A 16,867-nucleotide genomic window follows, 5' to 3' on the forward strand; every position below is an offset into this window, starting at 1 on the left:
CCAAGCCTTACACACTATTGCAAATGCAAATTATTATCAATAGTATTTGGCCTACAGTGTGTTCGGGCGGTGGCCGGCGATAGGGAAAAGTCGACGTTCCCGGTGCCGCCAACTACAAAATGGGTAGGCGTTGTGAATACAGAACTAGAGTCAGAAAGCAGCAGATTATTGGCCAGCAGCAATGCGGGCAGTCCAGGGTGGTGGTTGACGGTGGCACGACGCGGTACGCCATGGGTAGAACCGGCGGGTAACGGCCGGTGGCGAACCACCTTTTTCTGGCGCGATCCGCAGGGATGCGAATTGACTTCCGCCTACCGCCGGGTGTGGATCAACATCAACTGCCTGACCGACCACCATCAGCCGAATCCGCCGCAAAGCCTGCTGCGTTTGGCCGGTACCGACGTATGGTACTGGCAGACCGAGCTGAACGGCGCCTGGCGCGGCAGCTACTGCTTTATTCCTTGTTTTGACGAGCGGCCGCCGGCGTTCAGCGACGACGACGCGCACGCCAACATGCACAACCTGCGTCACTGGTGGCACCAGGTGTTCGCCTGCGCCACTCCCGATCTGCTCAACCCCTATCGCTCCTGGCAAAGCACCAGCGGCCACAGCGTTTCCGGTCTGCACATGCCGGATGCGCCGCCGCAGCCGGTGTGGCGCTCGTTCGATGAGTATGAGATCGCCAGCGGGCGCTGCACGCCACCGCTGCCGGCGCGTTTGCAGCGCCATACCTGGCAGAGCGAGCGTCTGGGCAACAGCCGCGATGTCTGGGTCTACACCACCGGCGACAGCAAGCCGGCCGAACGCCCGCTCGCGATCCTGCTCGACGGCCAGTTCTGGGCGAAGCAAATGCCGGTCTGGGCGCCGTTGATGCAACTGACCCGCGAGGGGGCGTTGCCGGAAGCGGTGTATGTGCTGATCGACATCATCGATCTGCCGCACCGGGCGCGTGAGCTGACCTGCAAGGACGATTTCTGGCTGGCGGTGCAGGAAGAACTGATGCCGCAACTGGCCGAATGGGCGCCGCACAGCGACAATCCGGCCGAGACTGTGGTGGCGGGGCAAAGCTTTGGCGGCCTGGCCTCTCTGTACGCCGGGCTGCGCTGGCCGCAGCGCTTCGGCGCGGTGATCACCCAGTCCGGCTCCTATTGGTGGCCGCGGCGCGACATGCTGCAGCTGCCGAGCATTCCCGACGACGCCTGCTGGCTGATGCAACAGGTCGAACGCCACGGCCTGGGCAACCACGGCGCGCTGAAGGTATTTATGGAAGCCGGTACGCAGGAAAAGCTGGTGCATCAGGTCAGCGGGCAAATGGCGGCGCGCCTGAGCGAAGCCGGCCATCGGGTGCACTACCGGGTGGTGGAAGGCGGGCACGACGCGCTGTGCTGGCGCAGCGGCCTGACCGACGGGCTGCAGGCGGTGTGGGCTTCCGCTTTCGCCACCGCTTATCCGGCATCGGTAACGACGGCGGCACAAGGAACGCAGGATGGAAAGCCTGAATCCGTTCGATGATCAACAGCAGCGCAGCCTGGTGCTGCGCAACGTACAACAACAATACAGTTTGTGGCCGGATTTCCGCGCCATTCCACCCGATTGGACGATCGTATTTGGCCCGGCGGCGCGCACCGAGTGCGCCGAGTGGCTGGAACAGCATTGGCAAGATATTCTGCCGGTCGCAGCACGCAAGGCGTGACCGGCGCCTGGTAATCACGGGAGCAATAAGCAGTGTCACACACCCCTAACTCTCTCAGCGGCCCGGCGCTTGCGGGCGAATGGCCGCTGGTCGCGGCGCAACCCGGCATTTGGGTCGCCGATCAAATCTCCCCGCATCGCAATGCTTACGCGGTGGCGCATGCCATCGAACTCAACGGCCCCGTCGCCGTGGAGCCCCTGCTGCAGGCCATCACCCAGGGCCTCGGCGAGGTGGACATGCTGCGGCTGCGTTTTGCGGAACGCGACGGCGTGCCGGTGCAATGGCTGGATGACTCGCTGGCGGTGCACGCGCCGGAACGGGTCGATCTGACGACGTCGCCGGATCCCGAAGCCGCCGCTCGCGCGCTGATGGACATCGATCTGGCGAGCGATCTGCGCGCCGGCAGCGGCGCACCGCTGTATCGCCATGTGGTGATGCGCCTGGCGGACGATCGCTGGTTCTGGTATCAGCGCTATCACCATCTGTTGGTGGACGGTTTCAGCTTCACCGCCATCGCTCGCCGCGTGGCGGCGATTTATACCCATCTTTGCCGCGGCGACGCGCTGGAGCCGACGCCTTTCACGGCGTTCAGCGACGTGGTGGCGGAATACCAGGCTTACCGGCAGGCGCCGGCCTGGCAACGCGACGCCGATTTCTGGCGCGAAAAAGCGCGGCAGCTGCCGCCGCCGGCCACGATCTGCCCGCAGCCGCTGGCCGGGCAAACGCCCACGCCGCGCATCCACCGGCTGGAACAGCGCTGCGATCCGCAGGCCTTCGCCGAACTGGTGCAGCGTGGCGCGCAGCAGAAGCTGAACGCCGCCGATATGGCGGTGGCGCTGGTGGCGCTGTGGGTGTCGCGCCTGAGCGGCCAACCGAGCTTCAGCGCCGGTTTTATCTTCATGCGCCGTACCGGCTCGGCCGCCTTGTGCGCCGCCGGCCCGGTGATCAACGTGCTGCCGATGGAGATGCATCTCGAGCCGCAGGCCACGCTGTATGAGGCCGCCGCCCGCATCAGCCGCGAGCTGAAAACGGTGCGCCGCCATCAGCGCTACGACGCCGAACAGGTGCAGCGCGATCTGGGGCGCATCGGCGACGGCGAACCGCTGTACGGCACGGTCTTCAACTTCAAAATGTTCGATTACCAGCTGGATTTCGCCGGCATCGAGGGCATTACCCACGATCTGGCCTCCGGGCCGGTGCGCGATCTGGAGATTGCGCTGTTTATCGATGAACACCACCAATTGAAGGTGGAGCTGCTGGCCAATGCCGAACGTTACAGCCGCCAGGAGCTGCAGGCGCACCTGCAACGGTTGCCGCTGCTGCTGGCGCAGTTCGCCGCGCAGGCAACGTTGCCGATCGGCGAAGCCGATATGCTGACCGCAGACGATCACGCGCTGCTGGCGCGGGTCAACGACACGGCGCATGCGGTGCCGGCGACCACGCTGAGCCAATTGCTGGCGCAGCAGGCGCAAACCACGCCGGACGCGCCGGCGCTGGCGGATGCGCATTTCAATTTCACCTACCGCGAAACGCGCGAGCAGGTTACGGCGCTGGCGCGCGAGCTGGTGGCGCAGGGCGTGCGGCCGGGCGACATCGTGGCGGTGGCGCTGCCGCGTTCGGTGTTCCTGTCGCTGGCGTTGATGGCGATCGTCGAAGCGGGCGCCGCCTACCTGCCGCTGGACACCGGTTATCCGGACGAGCGGCTGGCGATGATGCTGGAAGACGCCGCGCCCCGCTTGATCATCACTCACCCGGCGCAGCAGGCGCGTTTCGCCGACAAGGGCGACATGTTGCTGTATGACGCGCCGCTGGCGGCCGATCACGCCGCCGGGGTGGCGATCGCGGGCCCGACGCCGGACCATGCGGCCTATATCATCTTTACCTCCGGCTCCACCGGGCGCCCGAAAGGCGTGCTGGTCGGCCATCAGGCGATCGTCAACCGCCTGCTGTGGATGCAACACCAGTATCCGCTGGGGGCGGACGACGCGGTGCTGCAGAAAACGCCGTGCAGTTTCGATGTCTCGGTGTGGGAATTCTTCTGGCCATTGATGGTCGGCGCCCGGCTGGTGATGGCGCCGCCGGAGGCGCACCGCGATCCGCAGCAGCTGCAACAGCTGATCGCTCAACACCGCATTACCACGATGCACTTCGTACCGTCGATGCTGGCGGCTTTCGTTGCCGCCCTGGACGACGACGCGGCGGTGGCGAGCTGCGCCGCGCTGCGCCAGGTGTTCTGCAGCGGCGAAGCGCTGCCGGCGGAGCTGTGCCGCCTGTGGCAAAGCCGCACGGCGGTGCCGCTGCACAACCTCTACGGCCCGACCGAAGCGGCGGTGGACGTGACCTGGCATCCGGCCTACGGCGAGGCGCTGGCGAAGGTGACCGGCGCCAACGTGCCGATTGGCCTGCCGGTGTGGAACACCGGGCTGCGCATTCTGGACGCGCGTCTGCGGCCGGTGCCGCCGGGCGTGGCGGGCGATCTGTATCTGACCGGCGTCCAGTTGGCGCACGGCTACCTTGGCCGGCCGGATCTGACCGCCAGCCGCTTTGTCGCCGATCCGTTCGGTGAGGGGGGGCGCATGTACCGCACCGGCGACGTGGCGCGCTGGCTGCCGGACGGCGCGGTGGAATATTTGGGCCGCAGCGACGATCAGCTGAAGATCCGCGGGCAGCGTATCGAGCTGAGTGAAATCGACCACGCCCTGCTGTCGCTGCCGGGCGTGCGCCAGGCGGTGACGCACGCGCTGGTGCTGCAGGGCACGCCGGTGGACGCCGGCGGCGATGCGCGCCAGCTGGTGGGTTATCTGGTGATGCAGCCTGGCGCGAGCTGGGATGCGGAAGCCCTGCGCGCGGCGCTGGCCGACCGCCTGCCGCCGCACATGGTGCCGGTGGCGTTGGTGGAAATGCGCGATTTGCCGCTGAGCGCCAACGGCAAGCTGGATCGCAAGGCTCTGCCGCAGCCGCAGGGCGGTGAGCGCAAGGCAGGGCGTCCGCCGCAGGCCGGGTTGGAAAGCGAGATCGCCGCGGTATTTGCCCGCCTGCTGCAGCGCGAGCAGGTGTTCGCCGACGACGATTTCTTCGCGCTGGGCGGCCATTCGCTGCTGGCGATGCGTCTGGCGGCCGAGCTGCGCCGCGATCTGGGCAAGGCGGTGTCCGTCGGCCAGGTGATGGTGGCGTCGCGCGTCGAGCAACTGGCCGCCTTGCTGGCGGAAGATCGCACGCAGGAAGAGGCCGATCGCAGTGGCTTCGACAGCGTATTGCCGCTGCGCGTCACCGAGGGGCCGACGCTGTTCTGTCTGCATCCGGCGTCCGGTTTCTCCTGGCAGTTCAGCGTATTGCCGCGCTATCTCGATCAGCACTGGTCGCTGGTCGGCATTCAGTCGCCGCGGCCGGACGGCCCGCTGGCGCTGAGCGAAGACATGGACCAGGTGGTGGAGGCGCACCTGCAGACGGTGCTGCAGGTGCAGCCGCACGGGCCGTACCACTTCATCGGCTACTCGCTGGGCGGCACGCTGGCCCAGGGCATCGCCGCCCGGCTGCAGGCGCGCGGCGAGCAGGTGGCGTTCCTCGGCCTGCTGGATACCTATCCGCCGGAGACCCAAAACTGGGACGTAATGCTGGACGACAACGTGTTGAAGGAAGTGCAGCGCGAGCGCGAACAGTTCCTGGCGGTGTCGCAGGATACGCTCGATCCGGCGCTGGGCGAGACGCGCACCCTGATGTTCGACAACATCGAAGCCAACTACGCCGATTCGGTGCGGTTGCTGTCGCACACGCGGACCGCCCGCTTCCACGGCCAGGCGACGCTGTTCGTCGCCAAACGCACGTTGCAGGCAGGGATGGACGTGCAGCAGACCTGGTCGCAGTACGTCGATGCGCTGCAGGCGCACGAACTCGACTGCGCGCATGTCGATATCGTTTCGCCGGCGTCGTTCAAAGTGCTGGGGCCGCTGCTGAACCGGATTTTGCGCACGCTGTAATAACGCCCGTCATCTCGCCGCCAGGCACGGGGATTGCCCCGCGTTTGGCGGCGTTTCTTGCGTCCGCTCACAATTGAATATCAATGATTTCTATTATCATTATTGATTTCGTTATCTGTGCTAGCATAGCGCTCCGCAACTGCAGAATCCCCGTTTAAAGATGTGGTGAACAACCGATGAGTAGCAAACCCTCCATCCTGCTTGATTTTAGCCTGCTGAAAACCCACCGGGCCTTTCGCGCGGTATTCTGCGCGCGTTTCATCTCCATTGTGGCGCTGGGGCTGATGGCGATCGCCATCCCGGTGCAGATCCAGGCGCTGACCGGTTCCACCCTGCAGGTCGGGTTGGCGGTGACGCTGGCCGGCGGCGGCATGTTCGCCGGGCTGCTGATGGGCGGCGTATTGGCCGATCGCTATGAGCGGCGCCGGCTGATCCTGTTCGCGCGCTCCACTTGCGGCATCGGGTTCGTCGGCCTGTGCCTCAACGCCCTGTTGCCGTCACCTTCGCTGGCGGCCATTTATCTGCTGGCGGTGTGGGACGGTTTCTTCGGCGCCGTGGGGGTGACGGCGCTGCTGGCGGCCACGCCGGCGCTGGTGGGCCGCGAAAACATCGTGCAGGCGGGCGCCATCAGCATGCTGACGGTGCGCTTCGGCTCGATTCTTTCCCCGGCCATCGGCGGCCTGGTGATCGCCCATATGGGCATCGCCTGGAACTACGGCCTGGCGGCGTTCGGCACCCTGCTGACGTTGCTGCCGCTGCTGAGCCTGCCGCAGCTGATGCCGCCGCCGCAGCCGCGGGAACATCCGCTGCGCGCGCTGGCGGGCGGTTTCGCCTTCCTGTTCCAGAACAAGGTGATCGGCATGGTGGCGCTGATCGGCGCGTTGCTGACCATGGCCAGCGCGGTGCGCGTGCTGTACCCGGCGATGGTGGAAAGCTGGCGCATCGACGCAGCCCACCTCGGTTATATGTACGCCGCCGTGCCGCTCGGCGCGACTATTGGTGCGTTCACCAGCGGGCGCGTGGCGCACGTGGCGCGCCCCGGTTGGGTGATGCTGCTGACGGCGATCGCGGCTTTCGCCTCTATTGGCCTGTTCGGCCTGATGCCGTGGTACAGCCTGGCGTTGCTGTGCCTGGTGGCGTTCGGCTACCTGAGCGCGCTGAACTCGCTGCTGCAATACGGCCTGATCCAGGGCCTGACGCCGGACAATTTCCTTGGCCGCATCAACGGCCTGTGGACGGCGCAGAACGTGGTGGGCGATGCGCTGGGCGCGTTGCTGCTGGGGGCGATGGGCGCCTTTATGCTGCCGGCAATGAGCGCCAGCGGTTTCGGCTTCGGCGCGGCGCTGCTCGGCATCCTGTTGCTGTTCGCCATGACCGGTTTGCGCCAGGTTACGCTGCACAAACCGGAGCCGCAGCCCGCCACAGAAAAGTAGTCGAACGCGTTAAAACAACGCTGTGGGATCAAATAGCAATGCTTATCATCGGCATGCGTAAAACCCACAGCGTTTATGTCATGATTTCGAAATGAAAGAAGTGCTTACGTTTATTGACATAGCAAATATCGGCGAGTAATTTAGCGCGGAATCAACTCAAATGATAATCATTATTATATTGGTTATCACTTCAAATTCTTGAGGGCGAAGCGATGGTTACTGCCGTGAACGACATCAATCGAAAGGAAATGCAGGAGCGCGAAGAACACCGGTTCGCCGCTGATTTTTCTCCGGCGTCGGGCTTCTTCTTTACCTCCCCTTACCGCAGCTTGACCACCACCGGTTGTTTCAGCCGCATTCGCCTGCCGGCCGCGGACGGCGCAGATCTGAACGGCGAGTTCCAGCGCCGCGTGCGGCAGGCGTTTGCCGAGGCCCGTCAGGCCGGCATCAAAAAGCCGCTGCTGTGTGGCGCCATTCCGTTCGATACCCGGCAGCCTTCGGCGCTGTTTGTTCCCCAGCAGAGCCGCTGGTTCGACCGCGCCGCCTTTATGGCCGGCGTTCGGCCTTCGGCGAACGGCCCTGAACTGGCCGGGGTGACGGAGCTGCCGCCGCAGCAGACGTTCATGAACATGGTCAGCGACGCCGTTGCCGCGATGAAGGCCGGTGAGCTGGATAAAGTGGTTTTGTCGCGCCTGCTGGAGATCGAAACGCGCCAGCCGGTGGATCGCCATGCGCTGATGGCGCGCGTGATCGCCCAGAACCCGCACGGTTTTCACTTCCATGTGCCGCTGGAGCAGGGCGCACTGTTGGGCGCCAGCCCAGAGCTGCTGCTGCGTCAGGACGGCGGCCGTTTCTATTCCAACCCGCTGGCCGGTTCCGCCCGGCGCGAGGCCGATCCGCAGCGCGATCGCGAAGTGGGGGAGCGGCTGATGGCCTCGGCGAAAGATCGCCACGAGCACCGCATCGTCACCGAAAGCATGCGCGACGTGCTGGCCGGCCGCTGCCGCTACCTGAACGTGCCGCACACCCCTGAACTGCTGACCACCACCACGCTGTGGCATCTCTCCACGCCGATCGACGGCGAGGCGGCGTCTCCGGACGAAAACGCCCTGTCGCTGGCCTGCCTGTTGCACCCGACGCCGGCGCTGTGCGGCATGCCGACGGCCGAGGCGCACGCCCTGATCGGCAAGCTGGAGCCGTTCGATCGCGGCCTGTTCGGCGGCATCGTCGGCTGGTGCGACGACGAAGGCAACGGCGAGTGGGTTGTGACTATCCGCTGTGGCACCGTTGACGGCAACCGGGTACGGCTGTTCGCCGGCGCCGGCATTGTGGAAGACTCTTCACCCGAATCTGAATGGCATGAAACAGGTACCAAACTCAGCACCATTCTGCGTGCCTTTGGTATGAATCAAGGATAACGACAAGATGAGCATTGCCTTTACCCCCTGGCCGGCGGAGTTCGCCAGCCGCTATCGCGAGCGCGGCTACTGGATTGACAAGCCGCTGACCGAGATCCTCGACCGCCAGGCCAACAACGACGCTCCGGCGATTATCGACGCCCAGGGCAGCCTGACCTACCGCGAGCTGCAGCAGCGCTCCGATCGCCTGGCGGCCGCTTTGCTGCGCCGCGGCGTGAAATCCGGCGACACCGCGCTGGTGCAGCTGGGCAACGTGGCGGAATTTTATATCGTGTTCTTCGCGCTGCTGAAAATTGGCGTGGCGCCGGTCAACGCGCTGTTCAGCCATCAGCGCAGCGAGCTGAACGCCTATGCCGAGCAGATCAAACCGGCGCTGCTGATCGCCGATCGCCGGCACGCGCTGTTTGCCGACGATCAATTCCTGAGCGCCTTCCGCGATGCGCATCCTTCGCTGCGTGCCGTGGCGCTGCGCAGTCAGCCCGAGGGCGAGCTGGCGCTGGCCGCCTGGTTGGAAGAAGCGAGCGACGGCTTTGTCGCGCAGCCTTCCGCGGCCGATCGGGTGGCGTTCTTCCAGCTTTCCGGCGGCAGCACCGGCACGCCGAAGCTGATCCCGCGCACCCACAACGATTACTACTACAGCATTCGCCGCAGCGTGGAGATATGCCGTTTCGACGCGCAGACCCGCTATCTGTGCGCGCTGCCGGTAGCGCACAACTACCCGATGAGTTCGCCGGGCGTGCTGGGCGTGTTTTATGGCGCTGGGCTGGTGGTGTTCGCCGCCGATCCGGACGCCGCGCAGTGCTTCCGCCTGATCGAACAGCATCAAATCAACGTGACGGCGCTGGTGCCGCCGGCGGTCACGCTGTGGCTGCAGGCGATCGAAGAGTGGGGCGGCAATGCCCAGCTCGCCAGCCTGAAACTGCTGCAGGTGGGCGGCGCCAAGCTGGGCGAAACGCTGGCGGCGCGCATTCAGAACGAAATCGGCTGCCAACTGCAGCAGGTGTTCGGCATGGCGGAAGGGCTGGTGAACTACACCCGGCTGGACGACGACGAACGCCACATCCTGACGACGCAAGGGCGGCCGATGTCGCCGGACGACGAAGTGTGGGTGGCGGACGACGACGGCAATCCGTTGCCGGCGGGTGAGATCGGGCGGTTGATGACGCGCGGGCCTTACACCTTTCGCGGTTACTACCAGAGCCCGGCGCACAACGCCGACGCCTTCGACGCCGACGGTTTCTACTGCTCCGGCGATCTGATCAGCATTAGCGAAGACGGTTACATCACCGTGCAGGGGCGGCAGAAAGACCAGATCAACCGAGGCGGAGAGAAGATCGCCGCCGAGGAGATCGAGAACCTGCTGCTGCGTCATTCGGACGTGATCAACGCCGCGCTGGTGTCGATGCCGGACGCGCTGATGGGGGAGAAGAGCTGCGCCTATATCATCGCCAACGCGCCGCTGAAGCCGGTGGTGCTGCGTCGCCACCTGCGCGAACAGGGCGTGGCGGACTTCAAACTGCCGGATCGCTTTATTCAGGTGGACAGCCTGCCGCTGACCCCGGTCGGCAAAGTGGACAAAAAACGGCTGCGCGAGCAGCTCGACGCGCAACTACAGACTCAGGCTCAGGGAGATTAATTGATGGCCATTCCAAAACTTAATGATTACGCGCTGCCGACGGCGGACGAACTGCCGCAAAATAAAGTCACCTGGCAGGTAGAACCGCAGCGCGCCGCGCTGCTGATCCACGACATGCAGCAGTATTTCCTCAATTTCTGGGGCGAAGACAGCGCGCTGATTAAACAGGTGGTGGAGAACATCGCCAATCTGCGTCGCTACTGCAAACAGCAGGGCATTCCGGTGTTCTATACCGCGCAGCCGAACCAGCAGAGCGATGAAGATCGCGCGCTGTTGAACGACATGTGGGGGCCGGGCCTGAACAAACACCCCGAGCAGCAGGCGGTGACCGCCGCGCTGGCGCCGGACGAAGACGACACGGTGCTGGTGAAATGGCGCTACAGCGCTTTCCACCGCTCACCGCTGCAGGAGATCCTGCAGGAGTCCGGCCGCGATCAGCTGATCATCTGCGGCGTGTATGCGCACATCGGCTGCCTGACCACCGCCATCGACGCCTTCATGCGCAACATCCAGCCTTTCATGGTGGCCGACGGCCTGGCGGACTTCTCGCGTGACGAACACCTGATGGCGCTGCGCTACACCGCCGGCCGCTGCGGCCGGGTGGTGACCACCGCGTCTCTGCTGCCGGCGGCCGGCATCGCCAGCATCGACGCGTTGCGTCAGCAAATCCTGCCGCTGCTGGACGAAGACAGCGAAGAGATGGGCAACGATGAAAACCTGATCGATTACGGTCTGGATTCGGTGCGCATCATGGAGCTGGCGACCCGCTGGCGCAAGATCCGCGGCGATATCGACTTTATCGCGCTGGCGCGCAACCCGACCATCGACAGCTGGTGGGCGCTGCTTTCCGAAGAGAAAGCCTGATTTTAATAATGAAAAGAGGGCGGCCGCGCGGTCGCCCCGTTAGCTCTATAAGGAGATTTTGATGAATGCTTTGATCACCAAGGGAAAACGGGCGGCATTTCCGCTGATGCTGCTGTCCACGCTGCTGTTCTCCAACTCGTTGCTGGCGCAGACCGCGCCGGAAGTGCTGCGCAAGCCGGTTGGCAAGGGCGCCTATGAAATGGCCTACAGCCCGAGCGAGAACGCGCTTTACCTGGCGACGTCGCAGAGCCGCAAGCTGGATAAGGGCGGCATCGTCTACCGCCTGGATCCGACCACGCTGGACGTGACCCAGATTATTCATAACGACATCAAGCCGTTTGGCGCCGCCATCAACGCCAAGACCGGCACGCTGTTCTTCGGCAACACCGTCAATAACTCGGTGACCGCCATCGACGCCAAGACCGGTGACGTGAAAGGCCGCCTGGTGCTGGACGCGCGCCAGCGCTCCGAGACCGTCAAGCCGCTGGCGCCGCGCGAGCTGGTGGCGGATGCCGACAGCGATACCCTGTATATCACCGGGCTGGGTGAATCCAGCGTGGTGTGGGTGGTGGACGGCAAGGATCTGACCCTGCGCGCCACCGTGGCCGACACCGGCAAATACGGCACCGGCCTGGCGCTGGACGCCGCCGCCAAGCGCCTGTACGTCACCAACGCCGACGGCGAGCTGGTGACCATCGATACCCAGAGCAACAAGGTGCTGTCGCGCAAGAAGCTGGATGCGTCCAAAGAGCACTTCTTCCTGAACCTCAGCCTGGATACTGCCACCCATCGCGCCTTTATCACCGATTCCAAGCAGCCGCAGGTGCTGGTGGTGGATACCCGCAACGGCAACATCCTGAGCAAGATCGACGTGCCGGAATCGCTGGCGGTGCTGTTCAACCCGGCGCGCAATGAAGTCTACGTCACCCACCGCCAGGCGGGCGAAGTGAGCGTGATTGACGCCAAGAGCTACAAGGTGCTGAACACCATCAAGACGCCGACCCACCCGAACAGCCTGGCGCTGTCGCCGGACGGCCAGACGCTGTACGTCAGCGTCAAGCAGGCTTCCAGCCGCGAGAAAGAAGCGACCGCGCCGGACGACGTGATCCGCGTAGCGCTGAAGTAATCCCGAGCAGGGTAAGCACCCCTCGAACAGGCGAAGCGGCGACGCTCCGCCTGTTTTTTTTCGCCGTGCGATCTGCGGTATAAAGAGGGGATTGCCCTATTGACCCGAAGGAACGTTGGTTATGCCCGTCTCACGCACGCCGTTGTTGTTGTCCGTTATTACCCTGTTGCTGCTGGCCGCGCTGATCCACAGCGGCATCAGCCCTTACGATCGCGCCACCTGGCTGATGGAAGTGGCGCCGGTATTGATTGTTTTGCCGCTGCTGTGGCTGACCCATCGCCGTTATCCGCTGACGCCGCTGCTCTATACGCTGATTTTCTTCCACGCGCTGATCCTGATTTTCGGTGGCATGTACAGCTATGCCCGCGTGCCGCTGGGGTTTGAGGTGCAGCAGTGGCTGGATCTTGGCCGCAACCCGTACGACAAACTGGGGCATTTCTTCCAGGGGCTGGTGCCGGCGCTGGCGGCGCGCGAGATCCTGCTGCGCGGCGGTTATGTGCGGGGCCGCAAAATGCTGGGCTTCGTGGTGTGCTGTATCGCGCTGGCGATCAGCGCGGTGTATGAGCTTATCGAGTGGTGGGCGGCGCTGGCGCTGGGCCAGGGCGCCGATGAGTTTCTCGGCACCCAGGGCGACCCGTGGGACACGCAGTCCGACATGTTCTGCGCCTTGCTTGGCGCGATAGCCGGTCAATGGCTGTTCGGTGGCTGGCAGGATCGGCAACTGCGGCGTTTAAAGGCGTAAGCCCGGCGGCGGTTGAGCCTGGTGAAAATGGATATTTCTCGTGCCGCCCGGTATTTGCCGGGCGGCATTTTTAATATCGACATGATAAAAATCGACAATCATCAGTTAAATGTTTGGCGCCCTGTGAGACAGCGCAATGTTATTTCCTATATTTATGTTTATTTAGCTTTTTATGCGTTTTTCTAGGAATTTTCTTAACTCATGCCGTGTGCTACTATTCTCATGTTTAACAAGGGCTAATTATTATTAATTAGTTTTTTGAGCGGGGAACAATGAGATACGTAATTAATAATAAGATTAAATATCATGAGGATAGATCAGAGTTGGTGGATCTCAACGCTGAGCTGCCGCCTCAACCGCTCACCGCCACCCTGAACCGCCTGCTGTCCGCGTTGGTCAGAAACAATAACCTGGTGCTCTCCCGCGATACCCTGCTGACGCAAGTATGGGAAGCGCACGGCCAGGTGGCCTCCGGCAATAACCTCAATAACACCATTTCCATCCTGCGCAAGATGTTCGCCGCCCTGGGCGAGGACGACATTATCGTCACGTTGCCGCGTCAGGGATTCATGTTTACCGCCGCTTCGTTGAAAACGACGGACAGCCTGGCGGAGAGTTTGCCGGAGATGCCGATCCCGGCGGCGGCAGAAAACGCCTTGCCGACCAGGCCGCTGCTAACGTTGCGATTTAAGCGCCTCGGACTAGCCGCGTTGCTGCTGCTGGCGGCGGGGAGCGGCCTGTGGGCCTGGCAGGACGCCGGCTATGCGCCGATCAGCACGGTAAGCGTAGGCAACATCGGCAGCTGTGAGGTGAAGTTTGTGGCTTCTTACCATAAGGTGGGACCCGGTGAGGCCGATCTGGCGCATTTGAAAAATATGTTGGCGCAAGATAAGTCGGTTCGGTGTACGGAACCGGCGACGCTGCTGTACTACGATAGCGGATCGGTGTTGTCGGGGGCCGTTGGGCGAGCCCGGGCTTCTTATTACTTCTATTGCCCACAGGCGGAAATGGCCGCGGGCAAAGTGCAATGCGAGAACTATTATGAAAGCCGGGTTAAGTAAGCGCCTCTGGCGCTACCGTTACGCGCTGTTAGGCGCGATGGCGATCGCAGGCTGCGGCGTTTCCGCCTATTTCTTGTTTTTCAAACCGCAAATCCCGGAGTGCCGTGCGGTACTGCGTTCAACCGATCAGTTGCCTGACCAATTGATGCAGCGCGTGTTGCTGGTCAGCGTCGTGCCTGAGGGCGCGCGGAGCGTGACCCTGTTGCTGAGCGGCAGCTTTTTTGACGGCGATACGCGTTATACCATCGAGCGGGCAATGATCATGGACTATCAGCGGCAGGGGAGTAATTACACGCTGCGCCGTAAGGAAGCGGTCAGAAAGTCGCAAGACAATTTGGATAATGAAGCGCTTAACCGCCGTTTGCCTATGTCGGCGCCATTGATCCATTGGCGAATTGAAAAAGTTGATGAGCGTCACTATCTGTTCAGTGGTAACCATGCGCCGCTGTTCGTGTGCACCACGGCTTCCTGAGCGGAGAATGTCCCCGGCAACGCCGGGGGATTGTTTTTCGTTGGCCCTGGGGATAAATGGCGCAATGTTATGGTTGTTTATTATTGATGTAATTGTTAATGCAGGGGCTATTGCTCGCCCGCGGGCAATAGGTCAACCACTGTTCGTCCTTTTCTGCGCCCTCATTGCGAATGTTGTCATAGTAATAGATATCCGCCCGGTATTGGCAGTTGAAGCCGGCTTGCCGTATCTCTCGCTTAATGTTTGCCAACTCACCGCTGCCTAATCGCATGGTGTAAATTTGGCAATTTTGCTCATTGCCCAACGGATAAACGCTGATGCGCGTGCTGTTTTGGTAAAGCACAATCGCGGCAAACGGCACTAAACAAGCGGCCATAATCATAATTAAGCGCTGAACAGAGCGACGAAAGTTCGGCGTTCGTGCAACCGGTGGCGGCGTTGAAGCTATTTCGGTTTCGCTATAATCATTATTATTAACTTCATCGGTATTTATATCCATCAGCTGAATGCTTGCGGCGCTAAATTTAAACCCCTGACGGGGATAGGTAACAATAATATCTTCCACGCCGAACTGCGCCAATGACTTACGCAGGCCGGAAACGTAATTATTCAGGTTGTTATTGGAGGCTTTGAGCCCATGTTCAACCCAGACGTCATTAAGCAACCTCTCTCGCAGCAGCAGCTTATCATTATTGCGAATAAACAACGAAAGCAATCTGCTGGTCGGTTTAAGTAACGCTATTTTATTACTGGCATTATCGACATGCGACAGCGTGCCCTCATCCTCATTAAAGAGGATGTCTTCATTTATGATAAAAATCATTTCATTTACCCATCAACTTTCCTGTCGAGGGATTATTCTGAGACCTGATGCGGCTTTTTTCAATCCTTCACTCTGTGTGTAAATAGGATTTTTCTCTCTATCCGTATAATTGACATGAAATGTTTATCTGCTTACAAGTTTTTTTATATAAATAGTGATAATTAACTTCTATTTTTTGGGTTTAAAATCTATTTAATTATTATTTTATCGATAATAATCCTGTGTTTTTGTCTTTTTTCGACATAACGTTTCAAAAAAGCTCGGGGAGTGTAAATTTGTTCCCACTGATACGGAACGCGGAAACGCAGCGTATTAGCCACGGATACAACGCTCAGGAATAAAGCTGCTGCATTGCATGCGTGACTTAAGAATTTAATTTACTCCACTTCTTACTAAGGAATGTAAGGGACTTCTATGAAACTGAATAAAATTATGATTGCAGCGGTATTGGCCTTTGGTGCTTCTTCCATGATGGCGCAGGCGGCAAATCAGGGTAGCGGTACTGTCACTTTCACGGGTGAAATCATTGATGCGCCATGCTCTATTGCACCGGGCAACATCGATCAAACCGTTCCACTGGGTCAGATTTCCAACCTGAGCCTGAAAGACGGCCGCGAGTCTGAAGTCAAAGAACCATTCAGCATTAAGTTGGAAGACTGCACTAATGCTACGGCACAAACCGTCAAGACGACCTTTACCGGTGAGGCCGGTGGTTCCGCCGGTACCGATAAGAAGATGATTGCCCTGGGCAGCGGCAGCACCGCCAAAGGTGCGAGCATTGTTATTACCGATACCCTTAATTCTAACGCCGTTGTAGAGCTGGGCACAGCGACCACCGGGCAGAAGATCGAAATTGGTGATACTGGTGCCGAACTGGCATTCAAAGCCTTCCTGAAAGGGAACGGCGGCACTCTGGATACCATCATTCCTGGTGCATTCACCAGCGTGGTTAACTTCGCGCTGAGCTACCAGTAATCGTTTTACTCCATTAATGCCGGCATGCGGGATATCCCGCATGCTTTTTCCCAGTATGGAATCTTAATTATAATGGACAACGCATATGGCTCCCGTTGAAAAAAATAGAGTGGCGCCTTCCCTATTGGCCATGCTTTTTATAGCTCAGACGATGCCGGCAGCGGCGGCGGTTATTGGCTGGGGAAGAGTCAATATGGAAGGCGCTATTGTTAATGCCGCCTGTGCCATTGAATCGGCAAGCCGTGATCAAACGATTGATATGCAAACATTACCGATAGAACAAATTGCCCGGGACGGCCATGGCTTGACTAAGCCATTCAGTCTGCGGCTTTTAAATTGCAGTTTGGCAGACATGGACAAAGTGCAACCAGGCCGCCAGCATTTTCAAATGACGTTTGATGGTCGAGTCGATAGTGAATTCTTTGGGGTGACGGGGGAGGCAAAAGGAATTGCATTACGTATTTCAGATAGCCTCGGTAATGTGATTTACCCAGGTTTAGCTATGCCAATAGGCGGTACCATCATCAATGAGAGCTACTTAAATTATTCCATGCAACTGGTAGCTAATCGCCAAGTGTTACGTGCCGGGGATTATAGAACCGCTATTCGATTTAAATTGAATTACTACTGATTATAAATAAGTTAAA

Annotated in this window: 14 protein-coding genes; 13 read left to right on the forward strand and 1 reads right to left on the reverse strand. The window is 60.8% G+C overall.

What is annotated here, in order from left to right; all coding sequences use genetic code 11:
• The first annotated feature begins 132 nt into the window (after positions 1–132).
• The 11 genes from fes (at position 133) to ACP3TA_RS07255 (ending at position 14,422) form a co-directional block, all read left to right on the forward strand.
• A complete protein-coding gene (fes, locus tag ACP3TA_RS07205) occupies positions 133–1,512 on the forward strand; it encodes an enterochelin esterase (protein WP_089195372.1) in 1,380 nt (459 codons plus the stop codon).
• Positions 1,487–1,693: an MbtH family protein gene (locus tag ACP3TA_RS07210; RefSeq protein ID WP_033644173.1), complete on the forward strand. Its 207-nt coding sequence runs from the start codon at positions 1,487–1,489 to the stop codon at positions 1,691–1,693. The genes fes and ACP3TA_RS07210 overlap by 26 nt, the downstream gene beginning before the upstream one ends.
• Before the next feature lie 32 nt (positions 1,694–1,725).
• The gene (locus tag ACP3TA_RS07215) at positions 1,726–5,670 is read left to right on the forward strand and encodes an amino acid adenylation domain-containing protein (RefSeq protein ID WP_206196400.1); all 3,945 of its coding nucleotides are present in this window, start codon (positions 1,726–1,728) and stop codon (positions 5,668–5,670) included.
• Positions 5,671–5,846: 176 nt separating this feature from the next.
• Positions 5,847–7,103, forward strand: coding sequence for an enterobactin transporter EntS (entS, locus tag ACP3TA_RS07220; RefSeq protein WP_206196399.1), 1,257 nt, complete (start codon positions 5,847–5,849; stop codon positions 7,101–7,103).
• 212 nt (positions 7,104–7,315) lie between these two features.
• On the forward strand, positions 7,316–8,521 hold the full coding sequence (locus ACP3TA_RS07225) for an isochorismate synthase (protein WP_046688082.1): 1,206 nt from the start codon (positions 7,316–7,318) through the stop codon (positions 8,519–8,521).
• Positions 8,522–8,528: 7 nt separating this feature from the next.
• Entirely contained in the window at positions 8,529–10,157 is a 1,629-nt protein-coding gene (locus tag ACP3TA_RS07230) for a (2,3-dihydroxybenzoyl)adenylate synthase (RefSeq protein WP_089197596.1), read from the forward strand.
• Positions 10,158–10,160: 3 nt separating this feature from the next.
• Positions 10,161–11,021 (forward strand): isochorismatase, encoded by an 861-nt coding sequence (locus tag ACP3TA_RS07235; protein WP_046898181.1) that lies wholly within the window; start codon positions 10,161–10,163, stop codon positions 11,019–11,021.
• 61 nt (positions 11,022–11,082) lie between these two features.
• A complete protein-coding gene (locus tag ACP3TA_RS07240; RefSeq protein WP_089195375.1) occupies positions 11,083–12,147 on the forward strand; it encodes a YncE family protein in 1,065 nt (354 codons plus the stop codon).
• Positions 12,148–12,268: 121 nt separating this feature from the next.
• Positions 12,269–12,889, forward strand: a complete 621-nt coding sequence (locus tag ACP3TA_RS07245) for a DUF2238 domain-containing protein (protein WP_050594393.1) — start codon at positions 12,269–12,271, stop codon at positions 12,887–12,889.
• A 326-nt stretch (positions 12,890–13,215) separates the two neighbouring features.
• Positions 13,216–13,950: a winged helix-turn-helix domain-containing protein gene (locus ACP3TA_RS07250; RefSeq protein WP_332105416.1), complete on the forward strand. Its 735-nt coding sequence runs from the start codon at positions 13,216–13,218 to the stop codon at positions 13,948–13,950.
• Positions 13,931–14,422 (forward strand): hypothetical protein, encoded by a 492-nt coding sequence (locus ACP3TA_RS07255; protein ID WP_046688087.1) that lies wholly within the window; start codon positions 13,931–13,933, stop codon positions 14,420–14,422. The genes ACP3TA_RS07250 and ACP3TA_RS07255 overlap by 20 nt, the downstream gene beginning before the upstream one ends.
• Before the next feature lie 67 nt (positions 14,423–14,489).
• Here the strand turns inward: ACP3TA_RS07255 and ACP3TA_RS07260 are convergent, their stop codons facing one another.
• Positions 14,490–15,245 (reverse strand): winged helix-turn-helix domain-containing protein, encoded by a 756-nt coding sequence (locus ACP3TA_RS07260; RefSeq protein WP_033641594.1) that lies wholly within the window; start codon positions 15,243–15,245, stop codon positions 14,490–14,492.
• Between the two features lie 414 nt (positions 15,246–15,659).
• Here ACP3TA_RS07260 and ACP3TA_RS07265 point away from each other — a divergent pair, with 414 nt between their 5' ends.
• Both ACP3TA_RS07265 and ACP3TA_RS07270 read left to right on the forward strand, forming a co-directional pair.
• On the forward strand, positions 15,660–16,220 hold the full coding sequence (locus ACP3TA_RS07265) for a fimbrial protein (protein WP_033641595.1): 561 nt from the start codon (positions 15,660–15,662) through the stop codon (positions 16,218–16,220).
• 85 nt (positions 16,221–16,305) lie between these two features.
• The gene (locus ACP3TA_RS07270) at positions 16,306–16,851 is read left to right on the forward strand and encodes a fimbrial protein (RefSeq protein ID WP_033641596.1); all 546 of its coding nucleotides are present in this window, start codon (positions 16,306–16,308) and stop codon (positions 16,849–16,851) included.
• The last annotated feature ends 16 nt before the right edge of the window (positions 16,852–16,867 follow it).

It is taken from the genome of Serratia sp. 2C06 (assembly GCF_050037615.1).
GTDB lineage: Bacteria > Pseudomonadota > Gammaproteobacteria > Enterobacterales > Enterobacteriaceae > Serratia > Serratia ureilytica.

What these genes read in the sequence shown, in the direction of transcription:
- ACP3TA_RS07210 (WP_033644173.1), top strand. Translation starts at nt 1,487, where the DNA reads ATGGAAAGCCTGAATCCGTTCGATGATCAACAGCAGCGCAGCCTGGTG.
- entS (WP_206196399.1), top strand. Translation starts at nt 5,847, where the DNA reads ATGAGTAGCAAACCCTCCATCCTGCTTGATTTTAGCCTGCTGAAAACC.
- ACP3TA_RS07225 (WP_046688082.1), top strand. Translation starts at nt 7,316, where the DNA reads ATGGTTACTGCCGTGAACGACATCAATCGAAAGGAAATGCAGGAGCGC.
- ACP3TA_RS07230 (WP_089197596.1), top strand. Translation starts at nt 8,529, where the DNA reads ATGAGCATTGCCTTTACCCCCTGGCCGGCGGAGTTCGCCAGCCGCTAT.
- ACP3TA_RS07235 (WP_046898181.1), top strand. Translation starts at nt 10,161, where the DNA reads ATGGCCATTCCAAAACTTAATGATTACGCGCTGCCGACGGCGGACGAA.
- ACP3TA_RS07240 (WP_089195375.1), top strand. Translation starts at nt 11,083, where the DNA reads ATGAATGCTTTGATCACCAAGGGAAAACGGGCGGCATTTCCGCTGATG.
- ACP3TA_RS07245 (WP_050594393.1), top strand. Translation starts at nt 12,269, where the DNA reads ATGCCCGTCTCACGCACGCCGTTGTTGTTGTCCGTTATTACCCTGTTG.
- ACP3TA_RS07255 (WP_046688087.1), top strand. Translation starts at nt 13,931, where the DNA reads ATGAAAGCCGGGTTAAGTAAGCGCCTCTGGCGCTACCGTTACGCGCTG.
- ACP3TA_RS07260 (WP_033641594.1), bottom strand. Translation starts at nt 15,245, where the DNA reads ATGATTTTTATCATAAATGAAGACATCCTCTTTAATGAGGATGAGGGC.
- ACP3TA_RS07265 (WP_033641595.1), top strand. Translation starts at nt 15,660, where the DNA reads ATGAAACTGAATAAAATTATGATTGCAGCGGTATTGGCCTTTGGTGCT.
- ACP3TA_RS07270 (WP_033641596.1), top strand. Translation starts at nt 16,306, where the DNA reads ATGGCTCCCGTTGAAAAAAATAGAGTGGCGCCTTCCCTATTGGCCATG.